17 protein-coding genes are annotated in these 17219 nt (G+C 65.0%); 12 read left to right on the top strand and 5 right to left on the bottom strand.

Features of this window, described 5'->3' with window-relative positions; translation table 11 throughout:
* Nucleotides 1-46 precede the first annotated feature (46 nt).
* The 7 genes from AB0I57_RS08945 to AB0I57_RS08915 all read left to right on the top strand — a co-directional run bounded on the left by AB0I57_RS08945 (nucleotide 47) and on the right by AB0I57_RS08915 (nucleotide 7999).
* Nucleotides 47-1036, top strand: a complete 990-nt coding sequence (locus AB0I57_RS08945; protein WP_358332752.1) for a YafY family protein — start codon at nucleotides 47-49, stop codon at nucleotides 1034-1036.
* Complete coding sequence (locus AB0I57_RS08940; RefSeq protein ID WP_358332750.1) at nucleotides 1033-2010, top strand: YafY family protein; 978 nt, start codon at nucleotides 1033-1035, stop codon at nucleotides 2008-2010. Before AB0I57_RS08945 ends, AB0I57_RS08940 begins: the two co-directional genes overlap by 4 nt.
* On the top strand, nucleotides 2007-3059 hold the full coding sequence (locus AB0I57_RS08935; protein ID WP_358332747.1) for a 2-dehydropantoate 2-reductase: 1053 nt from the start codon (nucleotides 2007-2009) through the stop codon (nucleotides 3057-3059). The genes AB0I57_RS08940 and AB0I57_RS08935 overlap by 4 nt, the downstream gene beginning before the upstream one ends.
* 71 nt (nucleotides 3060-3130) lie before the next feature.
* Nucleotides 3131-3427, top strand: coding sequence for a Sec-independent protein translocase subunit TatA (gene tatA / locus AB0I57_RS08930; RefSeq protein WP_358332744.1), 297 nt, complete (start codon nucleotides 3131-3133; stop codon nucleotides 3425-3427).
* 71 nt (nucleotides 3428-3498) lie between these two features.
* Nucleotides 3499-4539, top strand: a complete 1041-nt coding sequence (gene tatC / locus AB0I57_RS08925) for a twin-arginine translocase subunit TatC (protein ID WP_358332741.1) — start codon at nucleotides 3499-3501, stop codon at nucleotides 4537-4539.
* A gap of 12 nt (nucleotides 4540-4551) precedes the next feature.
* Nucleotides 4552-7287, top strand: coding sequence for an RNA helicase (locus AB0I57_RS08920; RefSeq protein WP_358332738.1), 2736 nt, complete (start codon nucleotides 4552-4554; stop codon nucleotides 7285-7287).
* 100 nt (nucleotides 7288-7387) lie between these two features.
* Entirely contained in the window at nucleotides 7388-7999 is a 612-nt protein-coding gene (locus tag AB0I57_RS08915; RefSeq protein ID WP_358332735.1) for a DUF4333 domain-containing protein, read from the top strand.
* A 122-nt stretch (nucleotides 8000-8121) separates the two neighbouring features.
* Here AB0I57_RS08915 and AB0I57_RS08910 read toward each other — a convergent pair whose 3' ends face one another.
* The 4 genes from AB0I57_RS08910 to AB0I57_RS08895 all read right to left on the bottom strand — a co-directional run bounded on the left by AB0I57_RS08910 (nucleotide 8122) and on the right by AB0I57_RS08895 (nucleotide 12029).
* Nucleotides 8122-8874 (bottom strand): S1 family peptidase, encoded by a 753-nt coding sequence (locus AB0I57_RS08910; protein WP_358332732.1) that lies wholly within the window; start codon nucleotides 8872-8874, stop codon nucleotides 8122-8124.
* A gap of 298 nt (nucleotides 8875-9172) precedes the next feature.
* Complete coding sequence (locus AB0I57_RS08905; protein WP_358332729.1) at nucleotides 9173-9907, bottom strand: S1 family peptidase; 735 nt, start codon at nucleotides 9905-9907, stop codon at nucleotides 9173-9175.
* Between the two features lie 241 nt (nucleotides 9908-10148).
* Complete coding sequence (locus tag AB0I57_RS08900) at nucleotides 10149-10895, bottom strand: S1 family peptidase (RefSeq protein ID WP_358332726.1); 747 nt, start codon at nucleotides 10893-10895, stop codon at nucleotides 10149-10151.
* 177 nt (nucleotides 10896-11072) lie between these two features.
* A complete protein-coding gene (locus tag AB0I57_RS08895) occupies nucleotides 11073-12029 on the bottom strand; it encodes a 5'-3' exonuclease (protein ID WP_358332723.1) in 957 nt (318 codons plus the stop codon).
* A 36-nt stretch (nucleotides 12030-12065) separates the two neighbouring features.
* Between AB0I57_RS08895 and AB0I57_RS08890 the strand changes: the two genes are divergently transcribed.
* Together AB0I57_RS08890 and AB0I57_RS08885 are read left to right on the top strand one after the other, a co-directional pair.
* Complete coding sequence (locus AB0I57_RS08890) at nucleotides 12066-13205, top strand: Xaa-Pro peptidase family protein (protein ID WP_358332721.1); 1140 nt, start codon at nucleotides 12066-12068, stop codon at nucleotides 13203-13205.
* 78 nt (nucleotides 13206-13283) lie between these two features.
* Complete coding sequence (locus AB0I57_RS08885; protein WP_358332718.1) at nucleotides 13284-14042, top strand: polyprenol monophosphomannose synthase; 759 nt, start codon at nucleotides 13284-13286, stop codon at nucleotides 14040-14042.
* Here the strand turns inward: AB0I57_RS08885 and AB0I57_RS08880 are convergent.
* Nucleotides 14002-14421, bottom strand: coding sequence for a pyridoxamine 5'-phosphate oxidase family protein (locus AB0I57_RS08880; RefSeq protein ID WP_358332715.1), 420 nt, complete (start codon nucleotides 14419-14421; stop codon nucleotides 14002-14004). The two genes, AB0I57_RS08885 and AB0I57_RS08880, sit on opposite strands and share 41 nt — an antisense overlap.
* A gap of 30 nt (nucleotides 14422-14451) precedes the next feature.
* On the opposite strand from AB0I57_RS08880, the gene AB0I57_RS08875 reads away from it, so the two are divergent.
* Genes AB0I57_RS08875 through cobM form a run of 3 tightly spaced genes read left to right on the top strand, consistent with a single transcriptional unit; the run spans nucleotide 14452 to nucleotide 17218 of the window.
* Complete coding sequence (locus AB0I57_RS08875) at nucleotides 14452-15240, top strand: SDR family NAD(P)-dependent oxidoreductase (protein WP_358332712.1); 789 nt, start codon at nucleotides 14452-14454, stop codon at nucleotides 15238-15240.
* On the top strand, nucleotides 15237-16472 hold the full coding sequence (gene cbiE, locus AB0I57_RS08870; RefSeq protein WP_358332709.1) for a precorrin-6y C5,15-methyltransferase (decarboxylating) subunit CbiE: 1236 nt from the start codon (nucleotides 15237-15239) through the stop codon (nucleotides 16470-16472). The genes AB0I57_RS08875 and cbiE overlap by 4 nt, the downstream gene beginning before the upstream one ends.
* Nucleotides 16469-17218 (top strand): precorrin-4 C(11)-methyltransferase, encoded by a 750-nt coding sequence (gene cobM / locus AB0I57_RS08865; RefSeq protein ID WP_358332706.1) that lies wholly within the window; start codon nucleotides 16469-16471, stop codon nucleotides 17216-17218. The genes cbiE and cobM overlap by 4 nt, the downstream gene beginning before the upstream one ends.
* Nucleotide 17219 lies beyond the last annotated feature (1 nt).

Raw genomic sequence — 17219 nt, 5'->3', positions numbered from 1 at the left:
TGAGGCTTGCCGGTCAACCGCAGGTTCACCCGTTAGGCTTCCCGGCGTGTCGATATCAAAGATCGAGCGCTTGACGAACCTGGTGATTTGTTTGCTGTCCACCAACCAGTACCTCACCGCTGAAAAGATTCGGAAAAGCGTCGCCGGGTACGAGAACTCCGCTAGCGACGAGGCGTTCAGTCGCATGTTCGAGCGTGACAAGAACGAACTTCGGGATCTTGGTGTGCCGCTCGAGGTCGGGCAAGAATCACGACTCTCGACGATTGAGGGGTATCGGATCAATCGCACCGCCTACGAGCTCCCCGACGTCGATCTCAGCCAGGAGGAGTCCGCCGCGGTTGCGGTTGCGGTCCAGTTGTGGGAGTCGCCGGAGCTGGCGGCGGCGGCGCAGCGTGCGCTTCTGAAATTGCGGGCTGCGGGTGTACAGGTGGACTCCCACTCGGCGGTCACGCCGATCACCGCCATACCCGCCCGCACTCGGGGGTCCGAGCCTGCGATGCGCAAGCTCACCGCGGCGGTCGATGCAGGCCGTGCCGTCCGCTTTCCCCATCGGGGTGCATTGAACGAGCCGTTCACCGAACGCACCGTCGAACCCTGGGGCGTCGTAACAGCGCACGGTCGGTGGTATCTCGTCGGTCACGATCTCGACCGCGACGCGGTCCGAACGTTTCGGTTGTCCCGGATCGGCGACGACGTCGTCGAGTTCGGTCCGTCCGGAATCGTCAAGAAACCCTCGGGTGCCGACCTTCGTGACATCGTCGATCGAGCTACCCGGTCGAGTGAGGTCAGCGGCACGGCCACCGTATGGGTCGCCGAGGGCCGAGCCCATGAGCTGCGGCGATTTTGCACGAAGGCGACGGAGAAGGAAATGAATGACAGAGCAGGCAGCGTGCTGGAGGTTCCCGTCCGCTCGCGGGAGTGGATCGCACGCCTCATCGCGGGGCACGGGACCGACGCGCTGGTACTCGAGCCTCCGGAACTGCGCCACGATGTGCTGACGAAGCTGCGCGAGGCGGCAGGGGAGCGAGAATCATGACCAGCAAATTGTCGACGAGATTGTCCCGGCTCCTCAATCTGGTGCCGTATTTCATCGCGAACCCCGGGATATCCGCGGCCGATGCTGCTGCGGAACTGGGAGTGTCCACGGCCCAATTGATGTCCGATCTCAATCAGCTGTGGGTGTGTGGTTTGCCGGGCTACGGTCCCGGCGACCTCATCGACCTCTCGTTCTCCGAGGAAAGCATCGAGGTGACGTTCTCTGCGGGTATCGATCGTCCCCTGCGGTTGACGTCCACGGAGGCAACTGTGCTGCTCGTTGCCCTGCGTTCGCTGGTGGAGATGCCCGGCATGGTCGACCCGTCTGCGGCATACAGCGCGATCGCGAAGATCGAGGACGCCGCCGGTACCGCGGCGCGCGGGAGGGCGTCGGGTCCCGTCGGTCGGGACACGGACGAGGGCGTCGCCGAGGATCCGATCGCCGGTTCCGTTCGATCCGCGCTGAACGACGGGCGCGCGCTGCAGTTGACGTACTTCTCGGCGTCTCGGGACCGGGTCAGCGAACGCATCGTCGATCCGGTAGGAATCGTTCTGGTCGAGAATCGAAGCTATCTACAGGCGTGGTGCCGATCGGCCGAAGGTGTCCGTCTATTCCGCCTTGACCGAATCTATGCCGCCACCGAACTGGACGAGCCGTCTGCCCCGCCGGCCCAGGCGCTCGAGCCTGATTCCAACCTGGAGCTGTTCAGCGGTGACACCTCCCTTCCGCAGGCGCGATTGCATATCGCTGCAGATTGCGCGTGGGTGCTCGACTCCTACCCGATGGACGACATCGAGGTCGGCGCGGACGGCTCGATGGAGGCGAGCATGAGTTACGGGGCTCTCGAGTGGATGGCACGCCTGGTACTCGGCTTCGGTGCGGGGATCACCGTGCTAGGGCCGCCGGAACTCGAGGAAGAGGTGCGTCGTCGAGCCGTCGAGGCGCTTTCGGCCTACGACAGCGTGGACGCATGAGCGAGAATGGCCGTCCGGTGCGGATCACCGTCTTCGGTGCGGGCAGCATCGGGTGCTACATCGGAGGGCGACTCGCCGCGGCGGGTGCCGAGGTGACCTTTATCGGCCGCGAGAGGATCGGGGCCGATATCCGGGATCACGGGCTGCGCCTGACGGACCTGCATGGTGCGGATGTGAGCGTGGATGCTTCCGCGGTCAGCTTCGCTACCGACCTCGATTCGGCGGCTCCGGCCGATCTCGTCATCGTGTCCGTGAAGTCGGCAGACACCGCCGAGGTGGGCGCGGCGCTGGCCTCGGCTATCGGCCCGGGCGCCATCGTGGTGAGCGCCCAGAACGGCCTGGACAACGCGGACACGCTACGCAAGATGCTGCCGAACCACGTTGTTCTTGCGGCGATGGTGCCGTTCAACGTGGTTCGCCGTGGACCCGGGCATTTTCATCAAGGGTCCGAAGGTGATCTGGAAATCGAGCGTCATGACGCCGTAAACGGATTCGCGCCCGCGTTCGAGGGTGCGGGATTGCCGTTGCAGCAGCATGACGACTTCCGTGCGGTGCAGTGGGCGAAGCTCTTGCTCAATCTGAACAATCCGATCAACGCCCTGTCCGATCTGCCACTGCGCGAGGAGTTGTCACAGCGTCCATTCCGACGCGCTGTCGCCATGGCTCAGCGGGAAGCACTCGATCTGCTGACCGCCGGCGGGATTGCGGTCGCCAAGCTCACGCCGCTGCCACCGCGATGGATTCCCCGCCTACTGACCGTTCCTGACTGGTTGTTCAGGGTGGTGGGGGGCCGAATGCTGGCAATCGACCCGCATGCACGGTCGTCGATGTGGGATGACCTCGAGGCGGGCAGGCGGACCGAGGTGGATTGGATCAGCGGGGAGGTCGTACGTTTGGCTGCTGCGGCGGACAAAGATGCGCCGGTGAATGCGAGACTTGTCACGTTGATCCGAGAGGCTGAGGCCGGCGGCGAACGCAGATGGACCGGCGAAGCGCTGGTCACCGATCTCCGCGCACAGCAGGCGGCGGCAAAACGGCCGCAGACCTAGCATTCCATGGGGATGTTCGTTGCCGGGTATGTCCGGTACGATCGGGTGACCTGACGTTTTGGAGGTTACACATGGGAGCTTTAAGCCCCTGGCACTGGGCCATCGTTGCGCTCGTCGTCGTCATTCTTTTCGGATCCAAGAGGCTGCCGGACGCGGCTCGTGGACTCGGACGCTCGCTCCGAATTTTCAAGAGCGAGGTCAAGGAGATGCAGAACGACGACAGCAAGCCGGCGCCCGCCGCGCAGCCGGGTGCTTCTGCCCCGCAGCAGAGTGCACCGGCCGAACTGCCCGCCGCGGACAACGCGACCACACCGGTCACCCCGCCGGCACCGGTGCAGTCACAGCACAACGAACCCAAGTCGGCTTAGCCGGAGCCGCCTGACGACCGGGGTGAATCTTCACCCCGGTTGATTGCTGACCAAGACTAGGGCAAACATTAGTGCGAATTCCCTTTGATCCGCGCAACAGCAAGCGGAGGACCAACCCCGACGGCACGATGACGTTGGTCGATCACCTCTACGAACTGCGTACGCGATTGCTGTGGTCGGTCCTGGCCGTCCTGGTCACCACGGTGGTGGGGTTCCTCTGGTACTCCCATCAAATTCTGGGGATCGAGAGCCTCGGCGAGTTGCTTCGCGGGCCGTACTGTTCTCTTCCTGACTCGAGTCGGGCCGAACTCAGTAGTGACGGCACCTGCCGATTGCTCGCGACGGGGCCATTTGAGCAGTTCATGCTCCGATTGAAGGTTGCGCTGACGGCCGGTGTCGTCCTGGCCTGCCCGATCTGGCTGTATCAGCTGTGGGCTTTCGTCACCCCGGGTCTACGTTCGAACGAACGTCGCTACGCCGTTGGTTTCGTCGCCTCCGGCGCTGCGCTGTTCATCGCCGGATCCGTGCTGGCATACGTGGTTGTTTCCAAGGCCCTGCACTTCTTGCTGACGATCGGTGACAATGTCCAGATCACAGCACTCGGGGGTGCTGAGTACTTCGGGTTCATCATCAACCTGCTGATCATCTTCGGTGTCAGCTTCGAGATCCCGCTCTTGATCGTCGCCCTGAATTTCGCCGGCGTCCTTTCCTACGAGAGGCTGAAGGCGTGGCGCCGTGGCCTGATCTTCGCGCTGTTCGTGTTCGCCGCGATCGTTACCCCGGGGCAGGACCCGTTCTCGATGCTCGCGCTGGCGCTCGCCTTGACCTTGCTGTTCGAGTGCGCCGTGCAAGTCGCGCGCCTCAACGATCGACGAAAGGCTCGTCGCACGAACCAAGAATGGGGCACCCTCAGCGACGATGAATCGTCGCCGATCGACGCACCGTCGGACTTGAGCGAAGCGTTCGACACCAAAGCGAACCCTGTACCCGAACCGGCTGGTCGGTCTCGACGTTGGGGTAGAGCCGGCAAGTCCGATGCGGTGACAGCAAGCCCCGACGCGGATGTGAACGACGTGAACAAGCAGGGCCAGGACTTCTCCGACACACTGTGACAATCTGACGGGGTGGCAGTGAATCCAGGTGAGAAGGCCGGTGGAACCGAACTCGACGTGTTCTCGGCTGAGCTCGGCTTCGCGCTCGACCGCTTTCAGATCCACGCTTGCCGCGCACTAGAGGGTGGGCACGGTGTCCTCGTATGCGCCCCGACCGGTGCAGGAAAGACCGTGGTCGGCGAATTCGCGGTGCACTTGGCGCTCGCGGCCGGACGCAAGTGCTTCTACACCACGCCCATCAAGGCACTGAGCAACCAGAAGTACGCCGATTTGGTGCGGCGCTACGGCAAGGACACCGTCGGGTTGCTGACCGGCGATTCGAGCATCAACTCGGAAGCGCCGATAGTGGTCATGACCACCGAGGTGCTGCGGAACATGCTGTATGCGGATTCGCAGACATTGCGGGGGTTGTCCCATGTCGTCATGGACGAGGTGCACTTCCTGGCGGATCGATTCCGCGGCGCAGTGTGGGAAGAAGTGATCCTTCACCTACCCGACGACGTTCGCCTCGTCAGCTTGTCGGCGACGGTCAGCAACGCCGAAGAGTTCGGTGCGTGGATGGAAACCGTGCGCGGCGACACCACGGTCGTGGTCGACGAGAACCGCCCGATCCCGCTGTGGCAGCACATCATGGTCGGACGTCGGCTGTTCGATCTCTTCGACGTGCATGCAGGAAGCGAGGATGTGGACAACGGCCCGACGGTTGATCGGGATCTGGTGCGTCACGTCAAGCAGAGACAGGCGCTGGATCGGGCCGACTCCTGGGAGCCGCGGGGGCGTGGGCGGCGCGGTGGCGGATCGGGGTTTTCCAGCTTCCGGCCGCTGCCGCGACCCGAGATGGTAGCCCGCCTCGACGGCGAGGGACTGCTCCCTGCCATTACTTTCATCTTCAGCCGGGCGGGGTGCGATGCCGCGTTGACGCAGTGCCTGCGTTCACCGCTCGACCTGACCACGCCGGAAGAGGTCGAAGAGATCAGGACGATCATCGACGCACACACGGCGGAGCTACCGAAGGCCGATCTCAGGGTCCTGGGCTACTGGGAGTGGCGTAAGGCCCTCGAGCGGGGCCTCGCCGCCCACCACGCGGGAATGTTGCCTGCATTTCGGCAAACGGTCGAGGAATTGTTCGTCAAGGGTCTCGTTCGGATCGTATTCGCCACCGAGACGCTGGCACTCGGCATCAACATGCCTGCCCGCACCGTCGTTCTCGAGCGACTCGTGAAGTACAACGGTGAGGCCCACGCCGAGCTCACACCCGGGGAATACACCCAGCTGACGGGAAGAGCAGGGCGCCGCGGTATCGACATCGAAGGTCACGCGGTGGTCCTCTGGCAACCCGGTGTGGAGCCGGTGGATGTGGCAGGCCTCGCCTCGACGAGGACGTTTCCGCTGCGCAGTTCGTTCCGTCCCGGTTACAACATGACGATCAACCTCGTCGACCGCATGGGTGCCGCCGAATCGCGTGCCCTGCTCGAGCGGTCGTTCGCGCAGTTCCAGGCTGACCGATCCGTGGTGGGGCTGACCCGGGGTATCGAACGCAACGAGGCTGCCCTTGCAACGCTCGCGGAACGGCTGGGTGGGGTGGACGGTGAGTACTTCGAATATGTGCAGCTGCGGGAGGAACTGAAGAGCCGGGAAAGGTCGCTCGAGCGGCAGGGCCGGGCCGAACGTCGAAACACCGCCGTCGCGTCGCTCGTGGCCCTCCGCCGCGGCGATGTCATCGCGATCCCCGTCGGCCGGCATTCAGGTCTTGCCGTCGTACTCGAACCCGACCGCGATGAGACGGACCCGAAGCCGTTGATTCTGACCGAGGCCAAATGGGCGGGCCGGGTCTCGGCCGGCGACTTTCCGGAGCCGGCACGTTCTTTGGGGTCGATGCGGTTGCCTCGGCGCTTCGATCATCACACGGCGCGGATGCGGCGAGACTTGGCGTCTGCGTTGCGCAGCACCGGAATCGTCGCGCCCGGACGGCGGAAACGGAAGAAGTCCGCCGCTGGTGGCGACGCCGAGATCGCCCGGTTGCGCCGCGCCATTCGGCAGCATCCCTGCCACAGTTGGCCCGACCGCGAGCATTTGGGCCGCATAGGTGAGCGTCACAGCAGGCTCGCTCGCGAGACCGAGACGATGCGACAGAAGGTGGCCGCTACCACGAACTCGTTGGCGCGCACCTTCGATCGCATCATGTCGCTGCTGGCCGAGCGCGACTACATCTCTGTCGGTGAGCACCCGGAAGCGACGGAGCACGGTACCCGGCTGAGTCGAATCTATTGTGAGAGTGACCTCTTGGTTGCCGAATGCCTCCGGCAGGGTGTGTGGAAGGGACTCGGACCCGCGGAGCTTGCCGCGGCGGTCTCCTCGGTGGTCTTCGAATCTCGCCGAGAGGGAGACTCAGTCGAGAACGAAGGCCCCGGGGCTCTGCGGCATGCGCTGGACGAGACCGTGCGGGTGTGGCGAGAGCTGCGAGCCGACGAGATCCGGTACAAGCTGTCACCGACAAGGGAACCGGACAGCGGTTTCGCTTCCTCCATCTTCCAATGGGCGAGCGGCAATTCGCTGGTCGAAGCACTGATCGCGGCAGGGGATCAGGGACGCGCACTGTCTGCGGGCGATTTCGTCCGCTGGTGCAGGCAGGTGATCGATCTGCTCGAGCAGGTTCGTTCGACCTCACCGGATCCCGAGGTGAGCAAGGCCGCAGGTCGTGCGGTTGCGGTCATTCGTCGCGGTGTCGTCGCGGTGGATGTTGCGTGAGCCGACCGATTCGGTTGGATCTGCAGCTTTGTGCCATCGCCCGAAACCCGCGGCCGGGCGTTACGGTAGTACAAAACTTGACACGTGAGTGGGAGGCGACATGAGCGGCCCTTACGGACCGAACGACCCGAATGGGCAGTGGGCTCAGGGGCAGCAGCCGGGTGGGGGCGATCCTGACGGTACCGGCGGTCAGTATTGGGGGCCCCAGCACGGTCACCAGCCACCCGCGCAGCAGTGGGGTCCGCCGGGTCCGGGGCAGCCGCCGTACCCCGGACAGCAGTGGGGTCCGCCTCAGTACGGCCAGCCGCCCGGACAGCCGCCCGGACAGCCACCCGGGTGGGGTGCGCCCCAGCAGTGGGGGCCCAGTCCCGGCCAGCAGTGGGGTCCGCCGCCACCGAAGAAGACGATGCCTCCTTGGATCATGGCAGGTGCCGCGGCACTGATAGTGGTCGCGGCTGCGGCCCTGACTCTTGCGCTCACCGTGTTCCGCACGTACACCCTCGATCAACAGGCAGCCGAGGAGGGCGTCGAGCGAATCGTCACCGAGTCGTACGGCGTGGACGACGTCTCGGATGTCAATTGCCCGGCGGGACAGGAAGTGAAGACGGGGAACAGCTTTACCTGCACCCTCGTCGTCGACGGGGAGGACAAGCAGGTCACTATCACCTTCACCGACGACGACGGCACGTACGAGGTGAGTCGCCCCAGTTAGCGATGCGAGCACGTCGGCCGCGTGCACCCGGTGGGTGTTGCGGCCGACGGCGATGGGCGTTGACCCCGCTGGGACCGTGCCTCGATGTTCGCCCCGCCCGCTCGATCGCAGGCGATTCGGTGTCAGGAACTGCCGAGAGAGCCCAGTGGAGATGCCTCGGGTGCGGGGGCGGGTCCGTTGACGGTAGTCAGGTCGTATCCTCCAGCCTCTGACAGAGCATCTGGCAGCGAGTGAGCCTCGCCCCATGCTGCGTTGAACACCGAGACCTGTGCAACGTGAATTCCCAGTGCGGCGTTGTCGCTGGTGCGGATGATCGGCCCGCCGCTGTCACCAGGCGCGTCCTCGAGGTCGTACCAGATCCGGTAGCCAGAGACGCCGGTCACTTCACCGCACTGCCATCCCGAGGTCGACCCCTGCAGGCACACCTCATCGCCCACCCGAGCCTTGCCCACCGACTCGGGTGACACCTTGTCCGAAGCGGCAAACGGCTCAGCCTGTTCGTTCAGCGCGATAGTCGCCCAATCCGGTGCAAAGGAACCCGAGTCCTCCGTTCTCGACGACTTGTCGGTCTCACCGATCAACTTTCCGTCGACATATATCTTCCATCCAGGGAGAGCGCAATGCGCTGCAGTCAGTGCCACTGGCTGGCCCGAGGGGGTAGTCGCGACAAACGCAACCGTGCACCGTGTCCGGCTGCCATCAGTTCTCTCCGCGATGATCGTGGTCCCCGGCCCCACGGGGGTAGCGGCCGAGGCCGCCTTCTCATCTGATGCCGTCTTCTCCTCTGTGGGGGCAGCGGATGCCACCCCGAATCCAATGCCGGCAATCGCCAGAGCGGCGGCGGTAACGGCGGTGACCTTGCTGGTGATGCTCAAGTAAACCTCTTCGTTCGACGGTGCGCCGGGCGGGTCATGACAATGCAATCTCGACGCCTTCCGAAATGGACGCATCGGAGTCGGATTGCTTGTATGCCTTGATTTTTCGGCTACGGAATTGGGTGCGGCCTCGAGACGTCCGGGGCAGTGCTCGCCGACTTCGGTGACGGCGACAGCACGTACGAGATGGGCCGCCCCAGTTAGCTATTCGAGCGCGTCGGCCGCGATGCACCCGGTGGGTGTCGCGGCCGACGGTGCTGGGCGTTGCCCCACCCGCTCGATCGCGGGCGATTCGGTGTCAGGAACTGCCGAGAGAGCCCAGTGGGGAGGTCTCGGGTGCGGGGGCGGGCCCGTTGACGGTGGTCAGCTCGTATCCTCCTGCCTTCGTGAGAGCAGCGGCCAGCGAGTAGGACCTGCCGTAGTCCATGGGCAACAGGTCACCGCGTGCTGAGTGAATTCCCAGAGCAGCGTTGTCGCTGGTGCGGATCAAGGGCGCGCCGCTGTCGCCGGGTGCCATCACGAGGTTGTGCCAGATCCAGTCACCTGTGATAGCGGTGACCACACCGCATTGCCATCCCGATGTCTTCCCGTCGCTGCACACCTCATCGCCCAACCGGGCAACCCCGACCGACTCCGGCGCCACCTTGTCCGAAGCGGCAACCGGCTGAGCGTTCTCGTTCAACGCGATGGTCGCCCAGTCCGGTGAGATCGGATCCCATTCCTCCTCGAGCGACGACTTGTCGGTCTCGCCGATCAACTTTCCGTCGGCATAGATGCGCATTCCGGGAAAGGCGCAATGCCCCGCTGTCAACGCCACCGGTTCGTTCGACGGAGTCGTTCCAGTAAACGCAACGGTGCACCCCGACCAGGAACCGTCGGGCATCTCAACAGTGATCTCGGTCCCCGGCCCCACGGGAGTACCCGCTGATGCGGCTTTCTCGTCTGCGGGGGCAGCGGATGCCACCCCGAACCCGACGCTTGAAATCGTCAGAGCGACGGCGGTAGCAGCGGTGATCTTGCGGGTAATGCTCATCTAGTCCTCATTGTTCGACTGTGTTGACGCGGTGGTGGGAGCGGGCGGCAGCGAGACCGCGATGTCATCCACGCTGGCCGTCGGAGTGTATTGCCCTATGCCCTGTTTTTTGGGGAGGTGGGCAGGTTCGGCCGAACCCTGTCACCATTCACAAACTGCCGACGCAGAGTTAGGGTGCAATCTCAGGGCAGCCAGAGTTGGCGATACCGGCACGATCGGTTGCGGCCAAGGCGATTCAGCTTCAGGAACTACCCAGCGAGCCCAGTGGGGATGTCTCGGGTGCGGGGGCGGGCCCGTTGACGGTGGTCAGCAGGTATCCTCCGGCCTTCGTGAGAGCAGCTGCCAGCGAGTAGGATTCGCCGTAGTCCTCGTCGAACCTCCATCCCGAGTGGATCCCCACGGCGGCGTTGTCGCTGGTACGGATGATCGGCCCGCCGCTGTCGCCGGGCGCGTGCTCGAGATCGGAGTAGATCCAGTCACCGAGGATGCCGGTCACCTCGCCGCATTGCCATCCCGAGGTCGACCCCTGTAGACACACCTCATCGCCCACCTGGGCCTTCCCGACCGACTCCGGCGCCACCTTGTCCGAAGCGGCGACCGGCTGAGCTTTATCGTTCAACGTGATGGTCGCCCAATCCGGTGAAAACGTGCCATCGTCTCTCGACGACGTCTGGTCGGTCTCGCCGATCAACCTTCCGTCGACATACACCTTCGATCCGGGGATTGCGCAATGTCCGGCTGTCACGGCCACCGGCTCGTTCGACGGAGTCGTCGCGGTAAACGCGACGGTGCACCTCCACCAGGAGCCATCGGGGTGCTCAATTTTGATAGTGGTTCCCGGCCCCACGGCAGTAGCCGCCGACGTGGCCTTCTCGTCTGTGGGGGCAGCCTTCTCTTCTGCGGGGGCAGCCGATGCCACCCCGAATCCGATGCTTGCACTGGTGAGCGCGGCGGCCGCAGTGGCGGCGATCCTTCTGGCGATGCTCAAGTGAACCTCTTTGCTCGACGGGGTAATGGGCGGGAATGATAGCGAAGTCTCGAATCCGCCCATTTCGGGCATATCGAAGTCGCGTTGTCTGCCCGCCTCGAGTTCAGAAGACCCCGGGCACATCGGACCGAGCGTCAGCCCAAAATCGCACAGGTGCCGGAGGATTGGGGCGTGATGTCAGAACGACTGAGCAGCGGCCGCCGACTTCAGCGCCTTCTCGAGGCGTCCGACCGAGTTCGCGATTCCCAGGTCCTGAGCAAGTTCGTCGAGCCGGGCCGGGTCCACCGGCGCCGCGGGCAGCGCGTCGTCCCGTGAGAACGAAACCTCAGCGTCGCGCACTACCTGAACGACTGGCAATGCGGCGTCGAGGTAGTCGGCTGCGGCCGCGAACTTCGCCCGCATCCCCTTCGCCATTCCGGAGCTGGGATCGAGCGCGGCGGCCCGCAGGTTCTTCACTGACCCGTACTGCATCAACATGCTGGAGGCGGTCTTCTCGCCGACCCCTTTCACTCCGGGTAGGCCGTCGGACGAATCACCGCGTAGGAGAGCGAGTTCCGCGTAGGCTTCGCCGGCGCGGTCAACAGGAACGCCGTACTTGGCTGCCACCTCGGCTGGTCCGAGCAGTTCGGCCTTCGCGAGTCCACGCACGACATAGAGCACCCGAACGGGCACCGGATCGTCGGTAACCACCTGGAGGAGGTCGCGATCGCCCGTGACGACGATCGTGGTGTCGCGTGACTCGGTGGCGGCGAGGGTGCCGAGAACGTCGTCCGCTTCGAGACCTTCGGCACCTGCAGTGGCTATCCCGGTGGCGGCAAGGACATTCAGGATCATTGGTACTTGGGGCGACAGGGTGTCGGGTACCTCTTCCTCGGTCCCGTCGGTGTCTGCGGCGACCCTGTGCGCCTTGTAGGTGGGCACTGCCCGCACCCGGAACTCAGGTCGCCAATCGAGGTCCAGGCACACCACGACCCGCGAGGGTTCGAATTTGGTGATCAGCGTGGCGACCATGTCGGTGAAGCCACGCACCGCATTGACGGAGCGGCCGTCCGGAGAAGTGATCGAATCGGGAAGTGCGTAGTACGCACGAAACCAGAGGCTGGCGCCGTCGAGGAGAAGCAGAGGTCCGGACATGTCCCTCATCCTGCCAAACCGGCTTAGCCTGAAGTCATGAGTTCCCTAGACACATCGCCCGCCCGTTTTCCCACTGCTGTCTACGAAGACCGAATCTCTCGTGCCGCCGGCCTCGCCCGCGCTGCCGGCCTCGACGGCCTCCTGATCACTCCGGGACCCGACCTGCGATATCTGCTGGGTTCGCGGGCGGAGTCGTTCGAACGCCTGACCTGCCTGGTGATTCCGGCGAACGGCGAGACCGCATCGGTGGTGGTGCCGCGACTGGAGCTGGCCTCGCTCACCGAGTCAGCGGCGTCCGACCTGGGCTTGACTATCCGGGACTGGGTCGATGGCGTGGACCCGTACCGCGCGGTGGCGGCGCTCCTCCCTTCGCCCGCACGGACCGCCGTCACAGACGCGATGCCCGCGCTCCATCTGATCCCGTTGTCCGAGGCACTCGGTGTGCTGCCAGTGCTCGCCACGGATGTTCTCCGTGAACTGCGAATGGTCAAGGACGAAGCGGAGATCGACGCTCTGCGCCGGGCTGGGCAGGCAATCGACCGGGTCCATGCCCGGATGGGCGAGTTCCTTCGGGTCGGTCGCACCGAAGCTCAGGTTGCGGCCGATATCGTCGCCGCCATACTCGAGGAGGGGCACACCGAGGCAGCGTTCGTCATCGTGGGTTCAGGGCCGCATGGGGCCGATCCCCACCATGAGGTGTCCGATCGCGTCGTCGAGTCGGGTGATGTCGTGGTCGTCGACATAGGCGGTCCCGTCGAAGTCGGATACAACTCGGACTCCACACGCACCTACAGCATGGGAGAACCCGACCCAGCGGTCGCGGAGAGGTTCGCCGTGCTCGAGGAGGCACACGCCGCGGCCGTCGATCTGATTCGTCCCGGTGTGACAGCGGAAGCTGTAGACGCGGCGGCCCGTGACCTGCTGGCAGCGCACGGCTTGGCGGAGGCCTTCGTCCATCGGACAGGGCACGGCATCGGGCTGTCCGTACACGAAGAGCCCTACATCGTGTCGGGGAACACGATCGAGTTGAAGGAGGGAATGGCGTTCAGCGTGGAGCCCGGCATCTACTTCCGCGGCGAATGGGGTGCGAGGATCGAAGACATAGTCATCGTGACCGCCGACGGATGCGAACCGGTGAACACCCGCCCGCACGGGTTGGCAGTACTCCCCGGGTAACATCAGCTATTTGTTAACGCCCACATCCGTCGTCGTGCGTTGCGGCGAGTGTGGAAACACAGATCACACGAAGGTGTCATGGAGAACGTTGCCCCGAAGGTAACCGTCGTTGTACCGACCTACAACGAGCGCGACAGCCTGCCCAAGATCGTCGAACTTCTCGCGGCGTTGGGTATTCCGAACATGCATGTGCTGGTTGTCGACGACAATTCGCCGGACGGCACGGGCGAGGTTGCAGACAAACTCGGAATCGACGGTCCGATTCCGCTCGGTGTCCTGCACCGGACAGTCAAGGACGGCTTGGGGCGCGCCTATGTGGCCGGGATGAGTCGTGCGTTGTCCGAGGGCGCCGACATCGTGATCCAGATGGACGCCGACTTGTCGCACCCCTGTGAGGCCGTCCCTCGGATGCTGGAGACACTCACGACGACCGACGCGGCCGTCGTGCTCGGATCCAGGTACGTGACCGGCGGCGCAGTCGCCGCCGACTGGCCGTGGTACCGCAAGGCGCTGTCGGCGTGGGCGAACTTCTACGTAAATGCGATCTTGCGGCTGCGTGTGAAAGACGCGACCGCCGGATTCAAGGCGTGGCAAGCCGACACCTTGCGTGCGATCGACGTCGACGGTGTGCAGAGCAACGGCTACGCGTTTCAGGTGGAGATGAACTACCGCACGGTGCGGCGGGGTCTGACGATTGCCGAGGTGCCGATCCGATTCGAAGAGCGCACCGACGGGGTTTCCAAGATGAGCCTCGCCGTCCAGCTCGAGTCCGCCTTGGTCCCGTGGAAGCTGCGGTTCAGCGGGGACACACCGCGGCCGAGCCGAGTACGCGGCTGACCGCGATCTCGACGACCACCCGGGCCGGGTGGTCGGGAGTGCTGTACCGGGGATACCGAGCTGTGTAGCGGGCTACCGCGTCGGCAACCGCATCGGCGTCGTTCAGGACCCGGGACGGCCCCTCGAGGGTGATCCAGCGTCGTCCGTCGACCTGAGTCACCGCCGCATACCCCCCGCGTTCGACGTTGAGGGCCTTCTGGGAGTAGCCGCGGGTGATCACCCGCGCCAGCCCCTGCCCGTGATCCCAGGTGAAGCCGATAGCCACCACGTGGGGGGTGCCGTTTTTGCGGAGCGTCGTGAGTGTACCCAGGCGATCTTCAGCGAGGAAGGTCAGTGCCTCGTCGGTCAGGTGGATCGGGGGGGAGGGGGTGCGGTCCATGTCCCGAGGTTAATCGAGGAGACTGGACGAGTGACCCTGGGATCGAAGAACGACAGCGGGAGGCGCTCGAACCTGATCGACGATCACGGGGCGGTGCTCCTCCTCGGCGGCCGCAGCGAGATCGGCCTCGAGATCGCATCTCGCCTCGCGCCCGGACGCACGATCGTCCTCGCCGCCCGCCGGAGCACCGAACTCGCCGAGGAACGGGACTCGCTACTCGAGGCGGGCGCGGCGGTAGTGAAGTGCGTGGAGTTCGACGCCGACGACCTCGACAGCCACGAACAGCTGCTCACGTCCGTTGTGGCCGAGCACGGTCCGCTGTCGGTGGCAGTGCTAGCGTTCGGCGTTCTGGGAGACCAGGCGCGCGCCGAGCGGGACGCTCGCCACGCTGTCGGCGTGGTCCACACCGACTATGTGGCGCAGATCAGTGCGCTGACCCATCTGGCCAACCTGCTCCGCGAGCAGGGGTCGGGGCGGATAGTCGTGTTCTCGTCCGTGGCCGGCGTGCGCGTGCGCCGCGCCAACTACGTATACGGCTCGGCGAAGGCTGGGCTGGACGGGTTCGCCAGCGGCCTCGGTGACGCCCTCCACGGCAGCGGAGTGTCACTCCTGCTGGTCCGGCCCGGCTTCGTGATCGGGCGGATGACCGAGGGGATGTCGCCGGCGCCGATGTCGAGCACCCCCGGGCAAGTAGCCGAGGCGGTCGTGCGCGGCCTGAGCCGGGGTTCGAGTCGGGTGGCGGTGCCAGGACGGCTTGGGCCCGTCTTCTTCATAATGCGGATGGTGCCCCAGGCGATCTGGCGGCGGATGCCGCGATGAGAGACGAAGTGGTCGTCGTCGGTATCGGCGCCGACGGATGGAACGGATTGGCACCTCGCGCGCGCCATGAGGTAGAGCGCGCCGAAGTATTGATGGGATCCCGGCGCCAACTCGATCTGGTCCCCGACTCGGGAGCGCTCCGGGTGCCATGGCCGTCTCCGCTGATACCTGCCCTGCAGGGGCTTGTTGCTGAGCACGCCGGTCGGCAGATTTGCGTTCTGGCCAGTGGCGATCCGATGTTTCACGGAATCGGCGTCACATTGGTCGATCTGCTCGGCGCAGAGCGGGTGCAGGTGATCCCGCATCCGTCGTCGGCAACCCTTGCCTGCGCCCGGATGGGGTGGCCTGCGCACGCCACCTCGGTAGTCTCCCTTGTAGACCGACCGGTCGAGTCCCTGCTTCCAGCGGCCGTCTCGGGCGCACGCCTACTGGTGCTGAGCCGCGACGAGCACACGCCCGCAGCCGTCGCCGCTCAGCTCACGCATCACGGGTTCGGGGAATCGCATCTCACTGTGTTCGGCGGTCTCGGGGGACCGACGGAGTCGCGGATCGACGGCACGGCATCGACGTGGACGCGCGAACTCGGTAACCGCCTGAATGTCATCGCGATCGAGTGCCGAGCCGATCCTGGGAGGGTGCGTCTGACCCGCATCCCCGGGCTGCCCGACGAGGTGTACTCCGGCGACGGGCAGATGACCAAACAGGAGATCCGTGCGGTGACGCTCTGTGCGTTGGCGCCCGCACCGGGTGAGTTGCTGTGGGATGTGGGGGCCGGATCCGGCACCATAGCCATCGAATGGATGCGCACCCATCCAAGATGCCGTGCAGTGGCCTTCGAGCGAAATGCCCACCGGGTCAAGACGATCGAGGAAAACGCCCGCACGCTGGGAGTGTCTTCACTGATGGTGCTCGGCGAATCCCCGGGCGCCTTCGAGCATGTCCCGGCGGCGTTGTCGTTGCCCGACGCGATTTTCGTCGGGGGTGGGCTCACCAGAAAGGGTCTGCTCGACGAGTGTTGGGACCGGCTCGGATCTGGTGGTCGATTGGTGGCGAATGCCGTGACAGCGGAATCGGAAGTAGTTTTGCTGCAGTCGGTTTCGAAACACGGTGGCCAGATTCGCAAGTTCCAGGTGTACCGAGGCGAGCCGCTCGGCGGGTTCACCACGTGGCGACCGCAACTGCCCGTTGTGCAGTGGTCGGTGACCAAGCAGTCGAAGGGTTGTCCATCATGACGGTGTATTTCATCGGAGCCGGCCCGGGAGCCGCCGACCTGGTCACGGTGCGGGCCCAGCGGATCATCGCAACGAGTCCGGTATGCCTTTACGCGGGAAGCCTGGTTCCGCAGGAACTACTGGCCGAATGCCCGGTAGGTGCTCAGATCGTCGACACGGCGAGGTTGAGCCTCGACGAGATCGTCGCCCACCTGCTCGAGGCCGACGCGGCGGGCTACGACGTCGCACGCCTGCACTCGGGTGACCCATCGGTTTTCAGTGCCGTCGCCGAACAGGCCCGCCGACTCGACGCCGCCGGCGTCACATACACCATCGTTCCGGGGGTTCCTGCCTTCGCTGCCGCGGCGGCGTCGTTGGGACGGGAGTTGACCGTTCCCGGTGTCTCTCAGACCATTGTGCTGACCAGGGTGTCCACCCTGTCGACCGCAATGCCTGAGGGTGAGGACCTGCGGTCTCTCGGTCGTAGCGGCGCCACCATGGTGGTGCACCTGGGTGCGCATCGCATAGATCAGATCGTCGAGGAACTCACCGAGAACTACGGGCCGACCTGCCCCGCCGCCGTCGTCGCGTTCGCTTCACGCCCGGACGAGATCGTGCTGCGCGGGACTCTCACCACGATCGCGGACCAGGTAAAAGTCGCCGGTGTCACCAAGACTGCCGTAGTAGTGGTCGGCAAAGCGCTTGCTGCCGAGGGGTTTCCGGACAGCTATCTGTATTCGACAACACGTACTCGCACCACTCACTGAC

The organism is Rhodococcus sp. NPDC049939, assembly GCF_040656415.1.
GTDB lineage: Bacteria > Actinomycetota > Actinomycetes > Mycobacteriales > Mycobacteriaceae > Rhodococcus_F.
The sequence above is the reverse complement of the archived record's forward strand: the minus strand, read 5'-3'. Positions and strand labels throughout refer to the sequence as shown.